This is a genomic window from Williamsia sp. Y721 (genome assembly GCF_059683565.1).
Genome location: NZ_JCASNH010000001.1, coordinates 187,241 through 204,418 on the forward strand (window position 1 = coordinate 187,241; position 17,178 = coordinate 204,418).

The 17,178-nt window shown below is 64.3% G+C and carries 17 protein-coding genes; 13 read left to right on the plus strand and 4 right to left on the minus strand.

Annotated features, from left to right (window positions below):
- The first annotated feature begins 13 nt into the window (after positions 1-13).
- From AC56PL_RS00860 to AC56PL_RS00880, 5 genes are all read left to right on the plus strand, one after another.
- On the plus strand, positions 14-1,051 hold the full coding sequence (locus tag AC56PL_RS00860; RefSeq protein WP_497152752.1) for an LLM class F420-dependent oxidoreductase: 1,038 nt from the start codon (positions 14-16) through the stop codon (positions 1,049-1,051).
- A 162-nt stretch (positions 1,052-1,213) separates the two neighbouring features.
- On the plus strand, positions 1,214-2,566 hold the full coding sequence (locus AC56PL_RS00865; RefSeq protein WP_497153543.1) for an ABC1 kinase family protein: 1,353 nt from the start codon (positions 1,214-1,216) through the stop codon (positions 2,564-2,566).
- Positions 2,567-2,643: 77 nt separating this feature from the next.
- Entirely contained in the window at positions 2,644-3,000 is a 357-nt protein-coding gene (locus tag AC56PL_RS00870) for a DoxX-related protein (protein ID WP_495514554.1), read from the plus strand.
- A gap of 10 nt (positions 3,001-3,010) precedes the next feature.
- A complete protein-coding gene (locus tag AC56PL_RS00875; protein ID WP_495514555.1) occupies positions 3,011-3,688 on the plus strand; it encodes a TetR family transcriptional regulator in 678 nt (225 codons plus the stop codon).
- Positions 3,688-4,311 carry a TetR/AcrR family transcriptional regulator gene (locus tag AC56PL_RS00880; RefSeq protein WP_497152753.1) on the plus strand — a complete coding sequence of 208 codons (624 nt, stop codon included), beginning with the start codon at positions 3,688-3,690 and terminating at the stop codon, positions 4,309-4,311. Before AC56PL_RS00875 ends, AC56PL_RS00880 begins: the two co-directional genes overlap by 1 nt.
- Positions 4,312-4,344: 33 nt before the next feature.
- Here AC56PL_RS00880 and AC56PL_RS00885 read toward each other — a convergent pair whose 3' ends face one another.
- Entirely contained in the window at positions 4,345-5,139 is a 795-nt protein-coding gene (locus AC56PL_RS00885) for a crotonase/enoyl-CoA hydratase family protein (protein WP_497152754.1), read from the minus strand.
- Positions 5,140-5,265: 126 nt separating this feature from the next.
- On the opposite strand from AC56PL_RS00885, the gene AC56PL_RS00890 reads away from it, so the two are divergent.
- From AC56PL_RS00890 to AC56PL_RS00905, 4 genes are all read left to right on the plus strand, one after another.
- Positions 5,266-6,903: an AMP-binding protein gene (locus AC56PL_RS00890; protein WP_495514558.1), complete on the plus strand. Its 1,638-nt coding sequence runs from the start codon at positions 5,266-5,268 to the stop codon at positions 6,901-6,903.
- A 5-nt stretch (positions 6,904-6,908) separates the two neighbouring features.
- Complete coding sequence (locus AC56PL_RS00895; RefSeq protein WP_497152755.1) at positions 6,909-8,036, plus strand: NAD(P)H-dependent flavin oxidoreductase; 1,128 nt, start codon at positions 6,909-6,911, stop codon at positions 8,034-8,036.
- A 113-nt stretch (positions 8,037-8,149) separates the two neighbouring features.
- A complete protein-coding gene (locus AC56PL_RS00900; RefSeq protein WP_495516000.1) occupies positions 8,150-8,941 on the plus strand; it encodes an enoyl-CoA hydratase in 792 nt (263 codons plus the stop codon).
- Positions 8,942-8,949: 8 nt separating this feature from the next.
- Positions 8,950-9,816 carry an SDR family oxidoreductase gene (locus tag AC56PL_RS00905; protein WP_497152756.1) on the plus strand — a complete coding sequence of 289 codons (867 nt, stop codon included), beginning with the start codon at positions 8,950-8,952 and terminating at the stop codon, positions 9,814-9,816.
- A gap of 76 nt (positions 9,817-9,892) precedes the next feature.
- Here AC56PL_RS00905 and AC56PL_RS00910 read toward each other — a convergent pair whose 3' ends face one another.
- From AC56PL_RS00910 to AC56PL_RS00920, 3 genes are read right to left on the minus strand one after another with little or no spacing between them, the layout of a single operon-like run.
- Positions 9,893-11,482 (minus strand): long-chain-fatty-acid--CoA ligase, encoded by a 1,590-nt coding sequence (locus tag AC56PL_RS00910; protein WP_497152757.1) that lies wholly within the window; start codon positions 11,480-11,482, stop codon positions 9,893-9,895.
- A gap of 4 nt (positions 11,483-11,486) precedes the next feature.
- On the minus strand, positions 11,487-12,608 hold the full coding sequence (locus AC56PL_RS00915; protein WP_497152758.1) for an acyl-CoA dehydrogenase family protein: 1,122 nt from the start codon (positions 12,606-12,608) through the stop codon (positions 11,487-11,489).
- A gap of 37 nt (positions 12,609-12,645) precedes the next feature.
- Complete coding sequence (locus AC56PL_RS00920; RefSeq protein WP_497152759.1) at positions 12,646-13,833, minus strand: acyl-CoA dehydrogenase family protein; 1,188 nt, start codon at positions 13,831-13,833, stop codon at positions 12,646-12,648.
- A 148-nt stretch (positions 13,834-13,981) separates the two neighbouring features.
- On the opposite strand from AC56PL_RS00920, the gene AC56PL_RS00925 reads away from it, so the two are divergent.
- The 4 genes from AC56PL_RS00925 to AC56PL_RS00940 all read left to right on the plus strand — a co-directional run bounded on the left by AC56PL_RS00925 (position 13,982) and on the right by AC56PL_RS00940 (position 17,178).
- Complete coding sequence (locus AC56PL_RS00925; protein ID WP_495514564.1) at positions 13,982-14,173, plus strand: ferredoxin; 192 nt, start codon at positions 13,982-13,984, stop codon at positions 14,171-14,173.
- A 175-nt stretch (positions 14,174-14,348) separates the two neighbouring features.
- Positions 14,349-15,287: a 3-oxoacyl-ACP reductase gene (locus AC56PL_RS00930; protein WP_495516001.1), complete on the plus strand. Its 939-nt coding sequence runs from the start codon at positions 14,349-14,351 to the stop codon at positions 15,285-15,287.
- 270 nt (positions 15,288-15,557) lie between these two features.
- The gene (locus tag AC56PL_RS00935) at positions 15,558-16,322 is read left to right on the plus strand and encodes an MlaE family ABC transporter permease (protein ID WP_482135834.1); all 765 of its coding nucleotides are present in this window, start codon (positions 15,558-15,560) and stop codon (positions 16,320-16,322) included.
- A gap of 4 nt (positions 16,323-16,326) precedes the next feature.
- Positions 16,327-17,178, plus strand: coding sequence for an ABC transporter permease (locus AC56PL_RS00940; protein ID WP_495514565.1), 852 nt, complete (start codon positions 16,327-16,329; stop codon positions 17,176-17,178).

Sequence of the window (17,178 nt, forward strand, 5' to 3'; positions counted from 1 at the left end):
GAGGTCGCCAGGCATGAAGCTCGGTCTGCAATTGGGGTACTGGGGAGCGTCGCCGATCCCGGATGCGCCGGCTTTGATCGCGGCCGCCGAAACGGCGGGTTACGAGGCCGTGTTCACCGCTGAATCGTGGGGGTCCGATGCGTACACGCCGCTGGCCTGGTGGGGCTCTGCGACATCGACGATCAAGCTCGGTACCGGCATCGCCCAGCTGTCGGCACGGCCGCCGACGTCGGCGGCCATGGCGGCGCTGACGCTCGATCATCTGTCCGGCGGCCGTCACATCCTCGGGCTCGGGGTGTCCGGGCCTCAGGTTGTCGAGGGCTGGTACGGCCAGCCCTTTGCCAAACCCCTGGCGCGGACCCGTGAATACGTTCGGGTGATCCGGGATGTGCTGGCCCGTGAAGAGCGGGTCACGAACGCCGGACCGCACTATCCGTTGCCCTACCCATCGGATGCCACAGGATCGACCGGGCTCGGGAAATCACTCAAGCCGATCACCCACCCACTGCGCGCTGACCTGCCGATTTGGCTGGGCGCAGAAGGCCCGAAGAACGTCGCGCTGACGGCGGAGATCGCCGATGGCTGGATGGCGATCTACTACACGCCGCGGCTGTCGGACATGTATGAGTCGTGGCTTGCCGAGGGCTTCGCGCGGCCAGGGGCGCGTCGCACCCGTGACACGTTCGAGGTGGCCGCCACGGTCCAGGTCGAGATCACCGACAACGTTCCCGCGGTCATCGACACCTACCGTCCGTCGACCGCGCTCTACGTCGGTGGCATGGGGGCCAAGGGGCAGAACTTCCACGCCGAGGTCTACACCCGGATGGGATACGGCGAAGTGGTCCGCGAGATCGGTGAGAAGTTCCTGGCCGGTCGCAAGGACGAGGCGGTCGCGGCGGTGCCCGACGAGATGGTTCTGGAGACGATGATCGTGGGCGACGAGGACGAGGTGCGGCGCCAGATCAAGAGGTGGGAACAAGCCGGGGTCAGCATGTTGATGGTGACCAATCGTGATCCCGATCAGATTGCCCGTCTGGGTCGCCTCATCTGAGGCGAACATGTTCTAGATCTGATCGGCGTGTCGAAGTCGCGACGTTCGAGGTCGGCGATGCGTAGAGTCCCGAGCGTGTCGGACCCGCCCGCAGACGCCAAGCCGCCCACAGACGGCGGATCGGCACGACAGCTCGGTGCCCGTCTCGGGAGAGGTCAAAAGATCGGACGGGTCGTCGCCGGTCACGCGGTCCGCACGGCGACCGGCAAGTTCATCAGCTCGTCGGCCGACGCAGACGCGAAGGCGCGCAAGCAGGATGAACAGATACTCCGCTTTGTCGACGAGTTGGTCACCGTCGTCGGGAGCATGAAGGGCGCGGCCCTCAAGCTCGGCCAGATGCTGGCCATGTTCGATCTGGGCCTGAGCTCGGAGGCCACCCGGGAGGAGTTCAGGGCCCGCCTGGCCCCGCTGTTCGACCGCGCACCGGCCGTCGACAACCAGGCGATGATGGCGGTCCTGGAATCCTCACTGGGGCCGGCCCGGATGGCGCGCCTGGACATCGAAGACACACCGATCGCCGCGGCATCCATCGGCCAGGTCTATCTCGCAACGCTGGACGGTGAGCGGGTTGCCGTGAAAGTTCAATATCCCCATGTGAAATCGGCGGTCCGGGCGGATCTGAAGAATCTTGCGCTGGTGGTGAGGATGGGGCGTGGCAGGATGCCCGGTGCCAACCTGGACGATGTGGTGGCAGAGGTCTCCCGGCAGATGCTCGCGGAGTTGGATTATGAGACCGAACTGGCCAATCATCAACGCGTCCACGATTTCTACCTCGACCATCCGGTCTGGACCATTCCTCGGCCGTACGCCGAGTTCAGTACCGATCGGGTTCTCGTCACCGAATATCTGGACGGGATGCCGTTCACCCCTGCCTGCGGGCTCCCGGTCGAGGATCGGGACCGGATCGGTGAAGCTGTGTACCGGTTCTACTGTGGTGGCGTCTATGAGCGCGGCGAGTTCTGCGCCGACCCCCATCCGGGGAATGTGCTGGTGATGCCGGACGGCAAGGTCGGCTTCCTGGACTTCGGACTCTACGTGTCGATGGCAGCGCCGGATATCGCGCTGCAGCGCAATGCGTTCCGCGCACTGCTCGAGGGGCGTGACGAGGAGGTTTATCGGTTGGCGATCGACGCGGGCTTCGTCCCCGACGAGGACGCGATGTCGATGGAACAGGTCGCCCAGTACACCCGCAAGGTGGCCGGATGGCATCTGTCGCCGGATCGGTCGACGGTGACCAGACAGATCGCGGGCTCCGCATTCGCAGGCGCGGTGCTGCCCGGATCCGGGCACTATCGACAGATCCAGCGCCAGGACCTGGTCGAGACGCATGTGTTCTCGCGACGGACGGAGCTCAGTGTGTGCGAACTCCTCGGCCGCCTGGAGGCGACGGCACCGTGGGGTTCGATCGTCCGGGAGTGGATCTACGACGATGTCGCACCGGCGACGCCGATGGGCGCCGCGATCGAGAGTTGGCACCATGCCGGCGGAGGTGGTGGGGGGCGGGCGTTTCGGTGACGTGACCCGGTGATGTTCACAGAACGCTTGCCCTGGGTAAAGGCTTCGATAGTGTTGAAATCAACGAAAGGCAACGAATGACAATCGTGCTCGCGCGGGTGTTGAAGAAGTCTGCTGGTGCAGGTTTGTCGGCGGCCCGAGGTTCACAGGCCCCCGATCAAGATGGCGATACCGGATCGCGGGATGCGGTCTTGCCCCGTGTGGCCGGGCTCGGCCTTGCCGCAACCGGGTTGGCGCACTTCATCAGTCCGCAGGTCTTCGAACCGATCACCAAGGCGGCCTTTCCGGAGAACACGACGCAATGGACGTACTCCAACGGGGCAACCGAGACCCTGGTCGGTCTGGCGATTGCGAACAAGCGGACCCGGAAGATCGGCTACGTGGGATTGATCGGGTACATCGGATTCCTCGCCAGCCGTGTCGTGAAAGCGTGACCGCCGGGCGATGACATCTGACGTTCCCGTGCGCAGACGCCGCGGACGCCCCAAAGTCGAGGGTCTTGCCGATCACCGTCGTACCCAGATCGTCGAGGCAGCCTATGCCGTACTCACTGAAAAAGGCTATGACGGAACGAGTATCGCGGAGATAGCGCAACGCGCAGGTATCGGCCAGGGGACCGTCTACCGCTATGTCAGCAGTAAGCGAGAGCTGCTGGACATGGTCTTCGACTGGTCTGTGGAGCGGATATTCGCAACCATTGATCCCAATGAGTTGCTCGCGGCCGAGGCGCAAACGGCGCAAGACATGGCGCTGCACATCAGGGTCATCGGCGATCGGCTCCACCGGATGGTCGACGAGGATCCGGCGATGCTCAAGCTGATCGGCGTGCAGGCCAGCGCAATCGACAAGGAGCTCAAGGCGCGGGTTGTCGGGCTCGAGTACATGATCAATTCTCTGGTGGTCAAGGCACTGACGCGAGCTGTCGAGAATGGATGGTTCGTCCTGACCATGCCGCAGCGGCAGATCGTTGCCCGGCTGTTGATGATGTTGGCGCTGCCCGGGCTTGTCATGTCGCTGCGGGCGGACGACGATCCGGGCAAGCGTGAGCGGTTTGTCAGCGGCGCCGCCGATTTGGCCTTCCACGGAATGATGAAGCGTCCACCGACGATGGATGGGGAGTGATGGTTCAACCGACGGTCCGCCCCGACACCCGGCGGACCAGGCTTCGCCGAGGCCAACTGCTCGACGCCGCACTGCGAACCTTTATCGAAAATGGTTACAGCGACGTGGGAGTCGCCGAGATCGTCGCCCGGATCGGCTGCAGTCACGGCACGTTCTACAACTACTTCGACAACAAGCGGGATGCGCTCGATGCAGTCCTGGCCAGGGAACTCGCCGAGCTCACCGCGATTGCCGAGTTGCACCGTCCGCGCCCCCGTGATGCGGCCGAGTTCGTCGACGCGATGGGGTCGCTGGTCCGCAGGCTGGTCGACCACGTGAACGAACGCCCCGATGCGCTCACGTTCGTGATGATGGAGGCGCCGGGTATCGACGAGGCGTCCCTCGAACTGCTGACCGGTAGCTACGTTCAACTCGGCCAGTTGTGTGGACAGTACTTCCGGCACGGCGTCGCCGACGGTTACCTACGAGAGGACCTCGACGTGGAGTTCGCGGGCGAGGCGATGGTGTCGTGCCTTCTCGGCGCGGTACTGCCGCGTTTGCTCGACAACTCCGCCGAGTTCGACGTCGAAGAAACGGTCGAGACCGTGGTCGGATTCCTCTGCTACGGCACCCCGACGGCCTAGTCGCAGGGGCTCGACGGTTGGCCCCTGGCCGGGCTACTTGCCGGTGAAGTCCGGGATCGTCTTCTCCGCAAAGGCTTTCGGGCCGATCTTGGCGTCGTCGCTGATGAAGACCTTGATGCCTTGATCGGCGTCGATCTTGAATGCATCCTGCTCGTGCATGCCCTCGGTGTCCCGGATCGTCTTGAGGATCGCCTGCACCGCGATAGGGCCGTTCGCGCTGATCTGGTCGGCGAGCTCGAGGGCCTTGTCGAGCGCGGTGCCGTCGGCGACGACATGCCCGATGAGGCCGTATTCGAGGGCTTCGGCGGCAGTGATGTGACGTCCGGTGAGCAGGATGTCGGCGGCGACGGTGTACGGGATCTGCCGAACCAGCCGGACCGCCGAACCGCCAAGCGGATACAGACCCCACTTTGCCTCGGACACACCGAATTTGGCGCTCTGTCCGGCGACCCGGATATCGGTGCCCTGCAAGATCTCGGTTCCGCCTGCGATGGCCGGGCCTTCCACGGCTGCGATCAGGGGCTTGGTCAGGCGGCGGCCTTTGAGGAGTGCGTCGAGCATCGTCGGGTCGAAGCCACCCTTTTTGAAGGAGTCGCCGGGAGCCTTCTTGTTCATGCTCTTCAGGTCGGCGCCCGCGCAGAAGTAGCCGCCGGCTCCGGTGAGGATCGCGACCCGGATATCGGGGTCGGAATCGACCTGATCCCACGCGGAATTCATGATCGCGAGCATGTCGCTCGAGAGTGCGTTGCGCGCCTCGGGCCGATTCATCGTGACGATCAACGTGTGCCCGCGCTTCTCGACAAGACAGTGGGGGGCAGCGTCCGACATGATTTGCTCCTGATTTCTCGCACGGCTGTGTGATTTTTTGGCATGACAGAGCGCGCGTGGGCGCGGCGTGACCTGTATCTGGTGGGGCCTTGCCATCAAACGGTAACACGTTCTAGTTTTGTCGGTATGGCTTACAACATTGCCGACCTCATCGAGCATGCCGTCGATTCGATGGGCGATCGGGTGGCGCTGGAAACAGACGGGCGCAGCGAGACATACACCGAACTCGATCAGCGGGCCAACGGACTGGCCCACACCCTACGGGGCCTCGGGGTCGGTCCGGGCGATTCTGTGGGCCTGTACAGCAGAAACGGTATCGAGGCCGTCGAATCGATGGTCGCCATCTTCAAGGCCCGTGCGGTGATGGTCAACGTCAACTTCCGGTACGTCGAGAGCGAACTCGAGCACATCTTCACCGACTCCGACATGAAGGCGCTCGTCGTCGAGCGTCAGTACGTCGACAGGGTGGCGAACGTGTTACCGAAGGTGCCCGAATTGCGGTCGGTCATCGTGATCGAGGACGGCTCCGACCTCGATATCTCGGTGGTGAACGGAATCCCCTACGAGCAGGCGGTTGCCGACGGCGGGATCGAGCGCGACTTCGAGCCGCGCTCCGACGACGACCTGTACATGCTCTACACCGGTGGCACCACCGGAAATCCGAAGGGCGTGGTCTGGCGGCAGGAGGACGTGTTCCGGGTCCTCGGCGGCGGTATCGACTGGTACACGGGCGAGGCGGTCGCCGACGAGTGGCATTTCGCGAAGACCGGGGCGCAGGGCGGACAATTGGTGAGATTTCCGATCCCACCGTTCATCCACGGTGGATCGCAGTGGGCGGTGTTCCAGGCGTTGTTCGCAGGCGGCAAGGCCATCGTCTACCCCGAGTTCGGCGCCCATCAGACATGGGAGATCGTCGAGCGACACAAAGTGAACGTCATCTTCATCACCGGAGATGCCATGGGGCGTCCGATGATCGACGCGTTGGAGCAAAAGGACTACGACGTCAGCTCGGTGTTCTCGGTCGCATCGTCCGCCGCGCTGTTCTCGGCCTCGGTCAAGGACCAGTTCGTCGAGAAGTTCCCGAATGCGGTCATCATCGACGCCATCGGTTCATCGGAGACCGGCTTTTCCGGGATGGGTGTCATCTCGAAGGAGACCTCGCACAGCGGTGGCGGCCCGCGCGTCAAGGCCGACCTGTCGACAGTTGTTCTGCGCGATGATGGTTCCGTCATCGAGCCCGGTAAGGGCGAGGTCGGGATTCTGGCCCGGACCGGGCACATCCCGCTGCGGTACTACAACGACCCGGTCAAGACGGACAAGACCTTCAAGACCTACAACGGCATCCGGTATTCCATCCCGGGGGATCAGGCGCGTGTCGAGGACGACGGCACGGTGACGATGCTCGGACGTGGTTCGGTGAGTATCAATTCCGGTGGCGAGAAGATCCACCCCGAAGAGGTCGAGTCGGCACTCAAGGCGCATCCGGACATCTTCGACACCGTGGTGGTCGGGGTGCCCGACGAGCGATACGGACAACGGGTCGCCGCCATCATCGCGACCCGGGACGGCGTGCGTCCGACGCTTGATGAGATCAATGCCGTTGCCCGACAGGACATCGCCGGCTACAAGTGCCCACGGGCGGTGTGGTTCGTCGACGAGATCAAACGTTCCCCGGCCGGCAAGCCCAACTATCGCTGGGCGGCGGAGATCGCCGAATCCCGCTCTGCCGACGAAAATCTGACAACCAGCTCACGAAAGGCCTGACACCGGTGCGTACTTCACTGTCCGACGAGTTCGGAATCCAATACCCGATATTCGGGTTCACCCCGTCCGAGCATGTGGCGGCGGCGATCAGCCGGGCCGGTGGCCTCGGTGTGCTGGGCTGCGTGCGGTTCAACGAGGCGGAGGAACTCGACGCCACCCTTGACTGGATGCGCGAGAACACCGACGGCAAACCGTTTGGTGTCGACGTGGTGATGCCCGCCAAGATCCCCACCGAGGGTTCGCAGATCGACCTCGACGCAATGATCCCGCCGGAGCACCGCGCCTTCGTCGAGCGCACCCTCGACGACCTCGGTGTACCGCCGCTGCCCGGCGGTGACCGCGTCAACGCCGGTGTTCTGGGATGGCTGCATTCGGTCGCGCGGTCCCACGTCGACGTGTCGATGGCGCACGCCGACAAGTACGGGCAGATCAAGCTCATCGCCAACGCACTGGGCTCACCCCCGGATGACGTGATCGCGAACGTGCACGCCCACGGGGTGAAGGTGGCGGCGCTGGCGGGGGCCAAAGAGCACGCCTTGCGGCATGTCGCCGCCGGGGTGGATCTGGTGATCGCGCAGGGTTATGAGGCAGGTGGTCACACAGGTGAGGTCACCTCGATGATCCTGTGGCCGGAAATTGTTGATGCCGTGGGGGACTCGGCACATGTGCTGGCGGCTGGAGGGGTCGGCAGCGGTCGTCAGATCGCTGCCGCACTGGCCATGGGTACCAGCGGTGTGTGGATGGGAACCTACTGGCTCACCGCGGCCGAGTATCAGCTCGGTGTACGCGGTGCGGGTCCGTCGGTCATCCAACAGGCGATCCTGAACGCCACGTCGAAGGACACCGTGCGCAGGCGGATCTACTCCGGTAAGCCCGCCCGCCTGTTGAAGACCAAGTGGACCGACGCGTGGGATGCGCCGGATGCCCCGGAGGCGTTGCCGATGCCGTTGCAGAACATCCTGGTCGCCGAGGCCCACGCGCGGATCTCGGCCGCTGACGACCCCGGTGTCGTGGCCATGCCTGCCGGACAGATCGTCGGCCGCATGAATGCGATCACTCCCACGGCAGACCTGATCGATGACCTGGTCAGCGAGTACGACGTGGCCGTGGAACGACTGCAGAAGGCCCGCTAGTACCGCGTCACTGCGCAGATCCATTTTGCCGACGGCTGTGATCAGATATGGTCACAGCCGTCGAGTGAATTCATGGCAAAGATCTCAGGGGCAGGAGGTGGGGCATGGCGGAGTTGAATGAGCCGGTGGTGCTCACGGCGCGGGTCGACACCGAGGCGGGTGTGACCGTTGTGCTGATCACGCTCAACCGGCCGGAAGCGCGAAATGCCCTGACCGGAGAGGTCGTCACGGCGTTGCGGGCGGCGCTGGCGGCTGCCGACGCCGACGATTCGGTCGGCGCGGTGGTGCTCACCGGGACCGACCCCGCATTTTCTGCGGGTGTCGACCTCAAGGGGCTCGGTTCAGAGGGTGGATGGGACGACGTCAACATCCCCGGCCCGCCGACGGGCTTCCCGTGGGTTCCGCTCCGCAAACCGGTCATCGGGGCCATCAACGGTGCCACGGTCACCGGCGGTCTGGAACTGGCCTTGGCCTGTGACTTCCTCATCGCCTCGGATCGGGCCCGTTTCGCCGACACCCATGCGCGGGTGGGCATGGTGCCTGCGTGGGGTCTGACCGGACGCCTGCCTGCCGCGGTCGGCTGGGGTTTTGCCCGCCGGATGAGCCTGACCGGCAACTTCGTCGACGCGCAGACTGCCCTGAGGGTCGGACTGGTCACCGAGGTCGTGCCGCATGAGGATCTGCTGCCGACCGCGCTGGCCCTGGCCGCCGACATCGGTGGCAACAACACCAGAGCCGTCGCGGCCCTGCTCGCCTCGTATCGCGAGGCGCAACAGCACGGACTCGGTCCGGAATTGGACACCGAGGCAACACACTCCACTGCCTGGATGGCCGCGTTTGATCCGGCGTCCGTCGAGGCGGCACGGAAGGCGGTCATCGATCGTGGCCGCGAGCAGATGAAGTGAGGGACCAGATGGGGAAGTCGGGAAACCTGCGAGCAGTGGTGCGGAGCCGTAAGGGCGCCGCGATCTCGTTGCGGGACAAGGTGGTTGTGATCACCGGTGGTGCTCGCGGCATCGGGCTGGCCACGGCGGCCGAGCTGCAGGAAAAGGGTGCGAAGGTGGTGCTCGGCGACATCGACGAAGAAGTTGTCGCCAAGGCCGCGGCCAACCTCGGGTGCGAGGGCTATCCCCTCGACGTCACCAGCGACGAATCGTTCGCCGCCTTCCTCGATCGGGTCGACGCCGAGTTCGGCAAGTTCGACGTGCTGATCAACAACGCAGGCATCATGCCGACCGGGCCGTTCCTCGATTTCTCCGACGCGGTGATCACCCGGAACTTCGAAATCGATCTGCTCGCGGTGGTGCGGGGCACTCGGCTGGCCGCCCGTCGCATGGTGGCGCGGGGTTCGGGCCAGATCCTGAACGTCTCCTCGGTTGCCGGACTGGTTCCCCTTCCTGGACTGAGTATCTACAGCGCGGCCAAGGCCGGGGTGATCGCGTTCTCCGAGGCTTTGGATGGTGAATTGAGCTCCAGTGGCGTCCGAGTGCTCGCGGTGATGCCCAACTTCACCAAGACCGGGCTCATCGACGGCCTGCAGACCACCAAGATGATGCCGCCCATCGAGCCCGCTGATGTTGCGCGGGAGATCGTCCGGAGTATCGAGAGCAATCGGGACCGGGTGGTGATTCCGCGCCAGAGCATGTCGGTGCTCGGCTGGATGGTGACGCCGCGGTTCATGAAGAACCTGTACGGCAAGTACTTCGGCTTCGACACCATGTTCATGGAGTTCGACGAGACCGAGCGGGCCAAGTACCTCGACCGGGTCAACCGCAGCTGACCCCCGCACCCCGAAACTGTGCCCTTTTGGCGGTGCCGACCTGGGCTTTTGTTCGCCAAAAGGGCACAGTTTCGGGTCAGGGTGGTGTCGGGACGTATTCGAGGGTCCGGTCGGGGCGGATCCAGGTGGGTGCGGTGGTGTCCGCGGCAAGGTTGCGTTTGAGGATTTTGAATGTGTCGGTCTGCGGAAGATCGTCGACGATGTGGATTCGACTGGGCCACTGCTTGGGACCCAGATCCGGTTGTGCGGACAGAAAATCCGTCAGCTGCTCAGCGCTCAGGCCGGGGGCGACAAGCGCCGCAGCGAGTTCGTCTCCGATCTCGGCCCGGACACCGTAGACCGCGGCCATGGTGATCGATGGATGCCGCAGAAGCACCCGTTCGATGGGGCCGGTGCCCATGTTCTCTCCATCCACACGGACCCAATCACCCAGGCGTCCGGCGAAATACACGTATCCGTGTTCGTCGACGTAGCCGAGGTCGCCGGTGTGGTAGATGCCGTCGCGCATCCGTTCGGCGTCGGCGGCCGGATTGCGGTAGTAACCGGTGAACAGTCCGCCGCCTGAGCTGTTGACGATTTCGCCAACGGCTTCGTCGGCGTTGGTGAGCCGTCCCGACTCATCGAATCGGGCGACGGCACAGACCTCGCCCGTCTCGGGGTTGCGCACCTGATTCGGCGCGACCAGTGGGCCCAGGGCCTCCGGCGGCGTATCGGTGGTGCGGGTGATGGCGACCCCACCTTCGGTGGAACCGAAGCCGTCGACCACCCGGACATCAAAACGTGTTGTGGTGGCGACGATGTCGGCCGCCGAGGCTTCGTTGCCGTACAGGATCCGCAGCGGATTGTCGGTGTCGTCGGGCCGGGCCGGGGTGGCCAGCACGTACGACAACGGTTTGCCGACATAGTTCGCGTAGGTCGCGCGGAATCGACGGATGTCGTCGAAGAACGCACCCGCCGAGAACCTGCGCCGCAACGCAACCGATGAACCCCCCGCGACCGCCACCATCCAGCCGGCGATGATCGCGTTCGAATGGAACATCGGCATCGACAGGTAGGCGACGTCTTCGGGGCCCAACTCGAACCGTTGCGAGAGCATCACGCCGCTGGCCGCCAGCTTCCGGTGGCTGCACTGCACAGCTTTCGGGTCGCCGCTCGTACCGGAGGTGAAGATCAGCATCAACAGGGCGTCGGGATCGCCGACGCCGAAACGAGGTTCGACACCGGCGTGTGGGTCGAGCAACTTCTCCCATTGTGGATCTTCGACGTTGAACACCAACACATTCGGGACGACCGTGGCATCGACCAGGTGCGCCGTCGAGTTCTCGACGATCACGACCTGGCAGTCGGCGGTGGCGATGTCGGCGGCCAAAGCCGATCCGCGACGCGTCGGGTTCAGGCCCACCACGACAAGCTCTCCGAGGACGGCGGCCGCGAGTAGGTAACTGAACTCGGGAATGTTCTCGAGGAGCAGGGCCACGTGCGGCGGACGGTCGGTGTCGATCACCCCTCGAAGGGCCGCCGCGCGAGTCGCCGACAACTTCAGATGGTCACGCCAACAGACGAACTCGTCTTCGAAGTAGAGGCCGGAGTCGACGGTGTCGGTCAACGGTGCCAACAGGGCACCGACAGTGCCCGGAGCCGGCGTGATCTGATTCGGGGTGGTCATCGCCTCAGGCTGGTTCGCCGGCAAGTGCGCAACCGATCCGGCGCAGTTGCACCGGCGCGGATCCCAGATTGAACTCGTTCTGCTTGGCGCGCAGGAAGTATCGGTGCACGGGATGATCGACGTCGATACCGACACCACCGTGGATGTGGACGGCGGTGTGCGCGACCCGGTGGCCGGCATCGGCCGCCCAGAATTTCGCGGTCGCCAGTTCCTTACCTGCCTCGAGGCCTTCGGACAGCAGCCAGGCGGCCTGCAGGGTGGTCAGTCTCAGACCCCGTACGTCGATGTAGGCGTCGGCAAGTCGTTGCGCAACGGCCTGGAACGACCCGATCTTGCGGTCGAATTGTTCACGGTCCCGGCCATATTCGGCGGTCAGCTCCAGCGCGCGCTCGAGAATGCCGGTCTGTTCGGCGCACAGGGCGAGGGTCATCCGGTCGCGCAGAAAATCGATCACCGCGGTGCCGGCCTCGCCGAGCCGGTCGTCCGTGGTGACCACGGTGCCGTCGAGTTCGACGAATGCGCCGGGGCCCTGGCCCGTCGACAAGGCCGGGGTGATCGTGAGGCCGTCGCGATCGGTGGGCACGATGAACACCGCCGCACCCTGTGGTCCGGCGACATTGACGATGATGGCGTCGGCGTCTTCGGCATACGGCACATTCAGTTTCGCGCCGGCCAGGACCCACCCGTCATCGGTTGGCGTCGCCGATGCCACCGGTGCCAGCGGATCGTCTGCCAGATCTTCATCGAGGCCGACGGTGACGATCGCGGTGCCATCCGACAAACCCTCGAGCCAGCGCGCCTTGACCACCTCGGTGCCGAACCTGGCGATGGCCGGGACCGCGGTGAAGGCCGACGGACCGAACGGGACAAGCGCCAACGTCCGGCCCAATTCTTCTGCTATCGCCAGATTGTCGAGCACGGTCAGATCGTCGTCGAGTTCCAGAGCAAGAAGCCCGGAGGCGGCGAGCTGGGTCCACAACTCGCGATCAAAACTCCCTTGCTGGGCGCCGGGTGCACTGCCGCGGTGCTCGAGGGCCTCGAGTCGGTCGGTGGTGACCAACTTCTTGGTGATGTCGCGGGTGAGTCCGGCCAGATCGGCGGTCTGCTCGCTGCGGTGAAAGTCCATGGTGAAGGTTCCTTTGGTCCGTGATCAGCGGGCGGTATCAGCGGCGGGCAGGGGGCTGGCCCAGGGCGAGCATCGCGATGATGTCTCTCTGGACTTCATTGGTTCCGCCGCCGAAGGTCAAGATCAGCGACGAACGGTGGAAGCGTTCGAGGCGGCCCCGAAGGTGGACGCCGGGGCTGCCCGGTCGCAGTGTGGCCGCGGGGCCCAGCACCTCCATCAGCAACCGGTAGGCCTCGGTGGCGAACTCGGTACCGAACACCTTGGTGGCCGACGCGTCGGCCGGTGACGGAGATCCACCGCCGGTTGCTTCCGACGCGATGTTCCAGTTGATCAGCTTCAAGAACTCGACCTTGGCATGGACCTTGGCCAGATTCATCTGGACCCATTCGGAGTCGATGACCCGGCCACCACGGGCGGTCTTCGTGTTCTGGGCCCACTCGATCGTCTCGCGCAGGGCGGTCTGGATCGGTGCCGCGCTACACAGGGACACCCGCTCGTTGTTGAGCTGGTTGGTCACCAGCGGCCAGCCGCCGTTGAGCTCGCCCACCAGGGAATCGGCGGGTACGCGCACGTCCTGGTAGTAGGTGGCGCTCGTGTCGACACTCGCCATCGTGTGCACCGGCGTATACGAGAATCCCTCGACATCGGTCGGCACGATGAGCATCGAGATGCCCTTGTGCTTCTTCGCCTCCGGATCGGTGCGGCACGCGAGCCAGATGTAGTCGGCGTACTGGATCAGGCTCGTCCACATCTTCTGGCCGTTGATGACGAAGTCGTCGCCGTCCCGGACCGCTGAGGTGCGTAGCGACGCCAGGTCGGTGCCTGCGCCGGGTTCTGAATAGCCGATGGCGAAGTGGACATCACCGGATGCGATGGCGGGCAGGTACTTTGCCTTCTGCGCAGGGGTACCGAAATGCATGATCGTCGGCGCGACGGAGTTGATCGTGAGGAACGGGACGGGTGCACCGGCGATGGCTGCCTCGTCGGTGAAGATCAGCTGATCCATCATCGACCGTTCCTGGCCGCCGTACTCCTTGGGCCAGCCGAGCGCGAGCCAGCCGTCGCGGCCCATCTGACTCACGACCTCGCGATAGACGTTGCCCTCGCCGACCTCTCCGCTGGTGGAAGACAGTGCCAATCGACGTTCGGGCGTGATCAAATGGGAGAAGTACGCCCGGAGTTCGCGCCGAAGCTCTTGCTGCTGGTCGGTATATGCGATGCGCATCGGTGCTCCAGGGGGGTTGCGGGTGGGAAAGAAGGAGTCGGGGCGGGGGGATCCCGGTCGACTCGTTCTATAACACGTTCTAACCTGTTGGTAGGTGTCCGTCAATACTGGGGCCGTCTGAGACGGCAAGGGAAGGGAGCTCGTGACGATGAAGATCAAGGCTGATTTCGACCTGTGTGAGTCCAATGGTGTCTGTGTGGGTATGGCGCCAGACGTCTTCGATCTCGATGACGACGACTACCTGGTCATATTGCAAGAGGATGTGCCCGAAGAGCGGCGCGAGGAGATGCGCCAGGTGGCCAGTAGCTGCCCCAAGTCGGCGTTGTCCGTCGAGGACTGAAGGGTTGTGATCCGGTGCGCCGAGTTGCGGCGCACCGGATACCAGAACCTGGGATCGCAGACCCGATAGTTGCCGTAAATCGAGAACACGTTCTACATTTGTCTCGACGCACCCGGAGTGTGCCCCTCAGGGCTCATCCGGGTTGGTGACATCGAGTGGAGGATCTGTGAGCGCAATCTCGAAGACGCAGCCGAATGCGGAGCTCGACCAGGATGCGCGGTCCGGGCCGGAACTCGCCGGGAAAGTGGCGGTTGTGACCGGTGCCGGAGCCGGGTTGGGGCGGGCGGAGGCGATCGGGCTCGGCGCCCTCGGTGCCACCGTGATCGTCAACGACCTCGCCGGCGCGCTCGATTCGAGTGATGTCCTCGCCGAGATCGAGGCCGCAGGCGGTGTCGGCGTGCCGGTGGCAGGCGACATCTCGGACTCGGCCACCACCACCGAGATCATGCGGGTTGCCACCGAATCGCACGGCGGTCTGCATGTGGTGATGAACAATGCCGGCCTGGTCCGGGACAAGATGCTCTTCAACATGTCCGACGATGACTGGGATCTGGTGATCCGAGTGCATCTGCGAGGGCATTTCCTGATGTGCCGCAATGCCGCGGCGTATTGGCGGTCGCAGTCGAAGGCGGCCGGCGGGCCGGTCTTCGGCCGCTTGATCAACACTTCCAGCGAGGCCGGGTTGTCGGGTCCGGTGGGGCAGGCCAACTATGGTGCGGCGAAGGCGGGGATCACGTCGCTGACGCTGACCGCCGCGCGCGGCCTGGCCGCCTACGGCGTGCGCTCGAACGCGATCTGCCCGCGAGCTCGTACCGCGATGACCGAGGGCACCTTTGGCGATGCGCCGCAGGGCTCGGTCGATCCGCTCTCGACCGATCATGTCGTCACGCTGGTGCAGTTCCTGGCGAGTCCGGAATCGGACGGCGTCAACGGTCAGGTGTTCGTGGTCTACGGACCCAAGGTGACGCTGATGGCGGCGCCGACGGTGGAGCAGAGCTTTGTCGCAGGCGGTGATGCCTGGGATCGAGGCGATCTCACGAAGAGTCTGGCCGAGTACTTCGTCGGCCGCGATCCTGCAGACACGTTCTCTGCTGGTAAAGCCCTGTTCGGGTAGCCATTTCGAGACCTTCGGGTTGGTCGTTTCTTCCCGTTGGGTGAACTGGACGTGTGATAAGTTCGCGGTCAAACTGGCAGGCCTCCGTTGGGGGAGCGTAGGGCGCTGCGGGTGTAGAACGTGTTTCAATATGAAAGCTTCTGGACGGACGTCTCGAGTGAAAAGTTCCTGTTGGCAAGTACTGCGAATCACCCAAATCAGAACTAGAACACGTTATGATCAGACAGCTCAGTCCGGTCCGGGGGGAAGTCTTTTGCTGAAGGAGAGTTGGTGAACCGCAGGCTGGCAGGTCCGTTCGAGGGCGTCGGGGATTTTGTTGCCATGAGTGTCAGCGCGGCGCGGGAGCTCTTCCGGGCACCGTTCCAGTGGCGCGAGACGGTCGAGCAGTCCTGGGCCATTGCGCGTGTTTCGATGGTTCCCACAGTCCTCGTGGCCATCCCGTTCACCGTTCTGGTCAGCTTCACTCTCAATATCCTGTTGCGCGAACTCGGCGCCCAGGATCTCTCGGGCGCAGGCGCCGCACTGGGCACCATCACCCAGATCGGCCCGATCGTCACGGTGCTGATCGTTGCCGGAGCCGGCGCGACCGCCATCTGTGCCGACCTCGGAGCCCGGACGATCCGTGAAGAGATCGACGCCCTGCAGGTCCTCGGCATCGATCCGATCCACCGCCTGGTGGTACCCCGGGTCATCGCCTCGACGCTGGTCGCGATCCTCCTCAACTCTCTGGTGTGCACCATCGGTATCGGTGGCGGCTTCGTGTTCTCGGTGTACCTGCAGGATGTGAACCCGGGCGCGTTCATCGCGAATCTGACCCTGCTGACCGGCTTTCCCGAACTGATGATCTCGATGGTGAAGGCCGCGCTGTTCGGCCTCGCCGCCGGCCTGGTCGGCTGCTACCGCGGTCTACACGTGGCCGGTGGCGCCAAGGGCGTCGGCGATGCCGTCAACGAAACCGTGGTCTATTCGTTCATGGCGCTGTTCGTCGTGAACGTCGTGGTCACCGCGGTTGGCCTCAAAGCGACTGCAGGGTGACGCCATGATCCTTCCGCATACCGTCCGACTACGCTCAACGCGCGTGGCGTTCAAACGAGCGGGTTCCGGTTGGGACCGCATAGGTGATCAGGCATTCTTCTACTGGGACAGCCTGATCAACATCCCCCGCGCGGTGCGGGCGTACAAGAAGGAAACGCTGCGGCTGATCGCTGAGATCAGCATGGGGTCGGGCGCACTTGCCATGATCGGTGGCACCGTCGTGGTGGTCGGGTTCCTCACGCTCTTCACCGGCGGCACCATCGCAGTCCAGGGCTACAGCTCGTTGTCGAACATCGGCGTCGAGGCACTCACCGGATTTTTCTCCGCCTTCATCAACGTCCGTATCGCCGTGCCGGTCATCGCCGGAATCGGTTTGGCGGCAACGATCGGCGCCGGCGCCACGGCACAGCTCGGTGCGATGCGTGTCAGTGAGGAGATCGACGCTCTCGAGGCGATGGCGATCAAGTCGATTCCCTACCTGGTCAGCACCCGCATCGTGGCGGGCCTGATCGCCATCATTCCGCTGTATTCACTGGCTTCGGTCGCCTCGTTCCTCGCCAGTCGCTTTGCGACGGTGTTCCTCTACGGACAATCGTCCGGCGTGTACGACCACTACTTCTCCACCTTCCTCATTCCCACCGACATCCTGTGGTCGTTCGTGCAGGCGATCTGTATGGCGGTGGCGGTCATGATGATCCACACGTACTACGGCTTCAACGCCTCGGGCGGTCCGGTGGGCGTCGGTATCGCGGTCGGCAACGCCGTGCGGGCGTCGCTCGTGGTCGTCGTGGTGATCACCCTGCTGACCTCACTGGCCATCTACGGCGTCGACGGAAAGTTCAACCTCTCGGGGTAG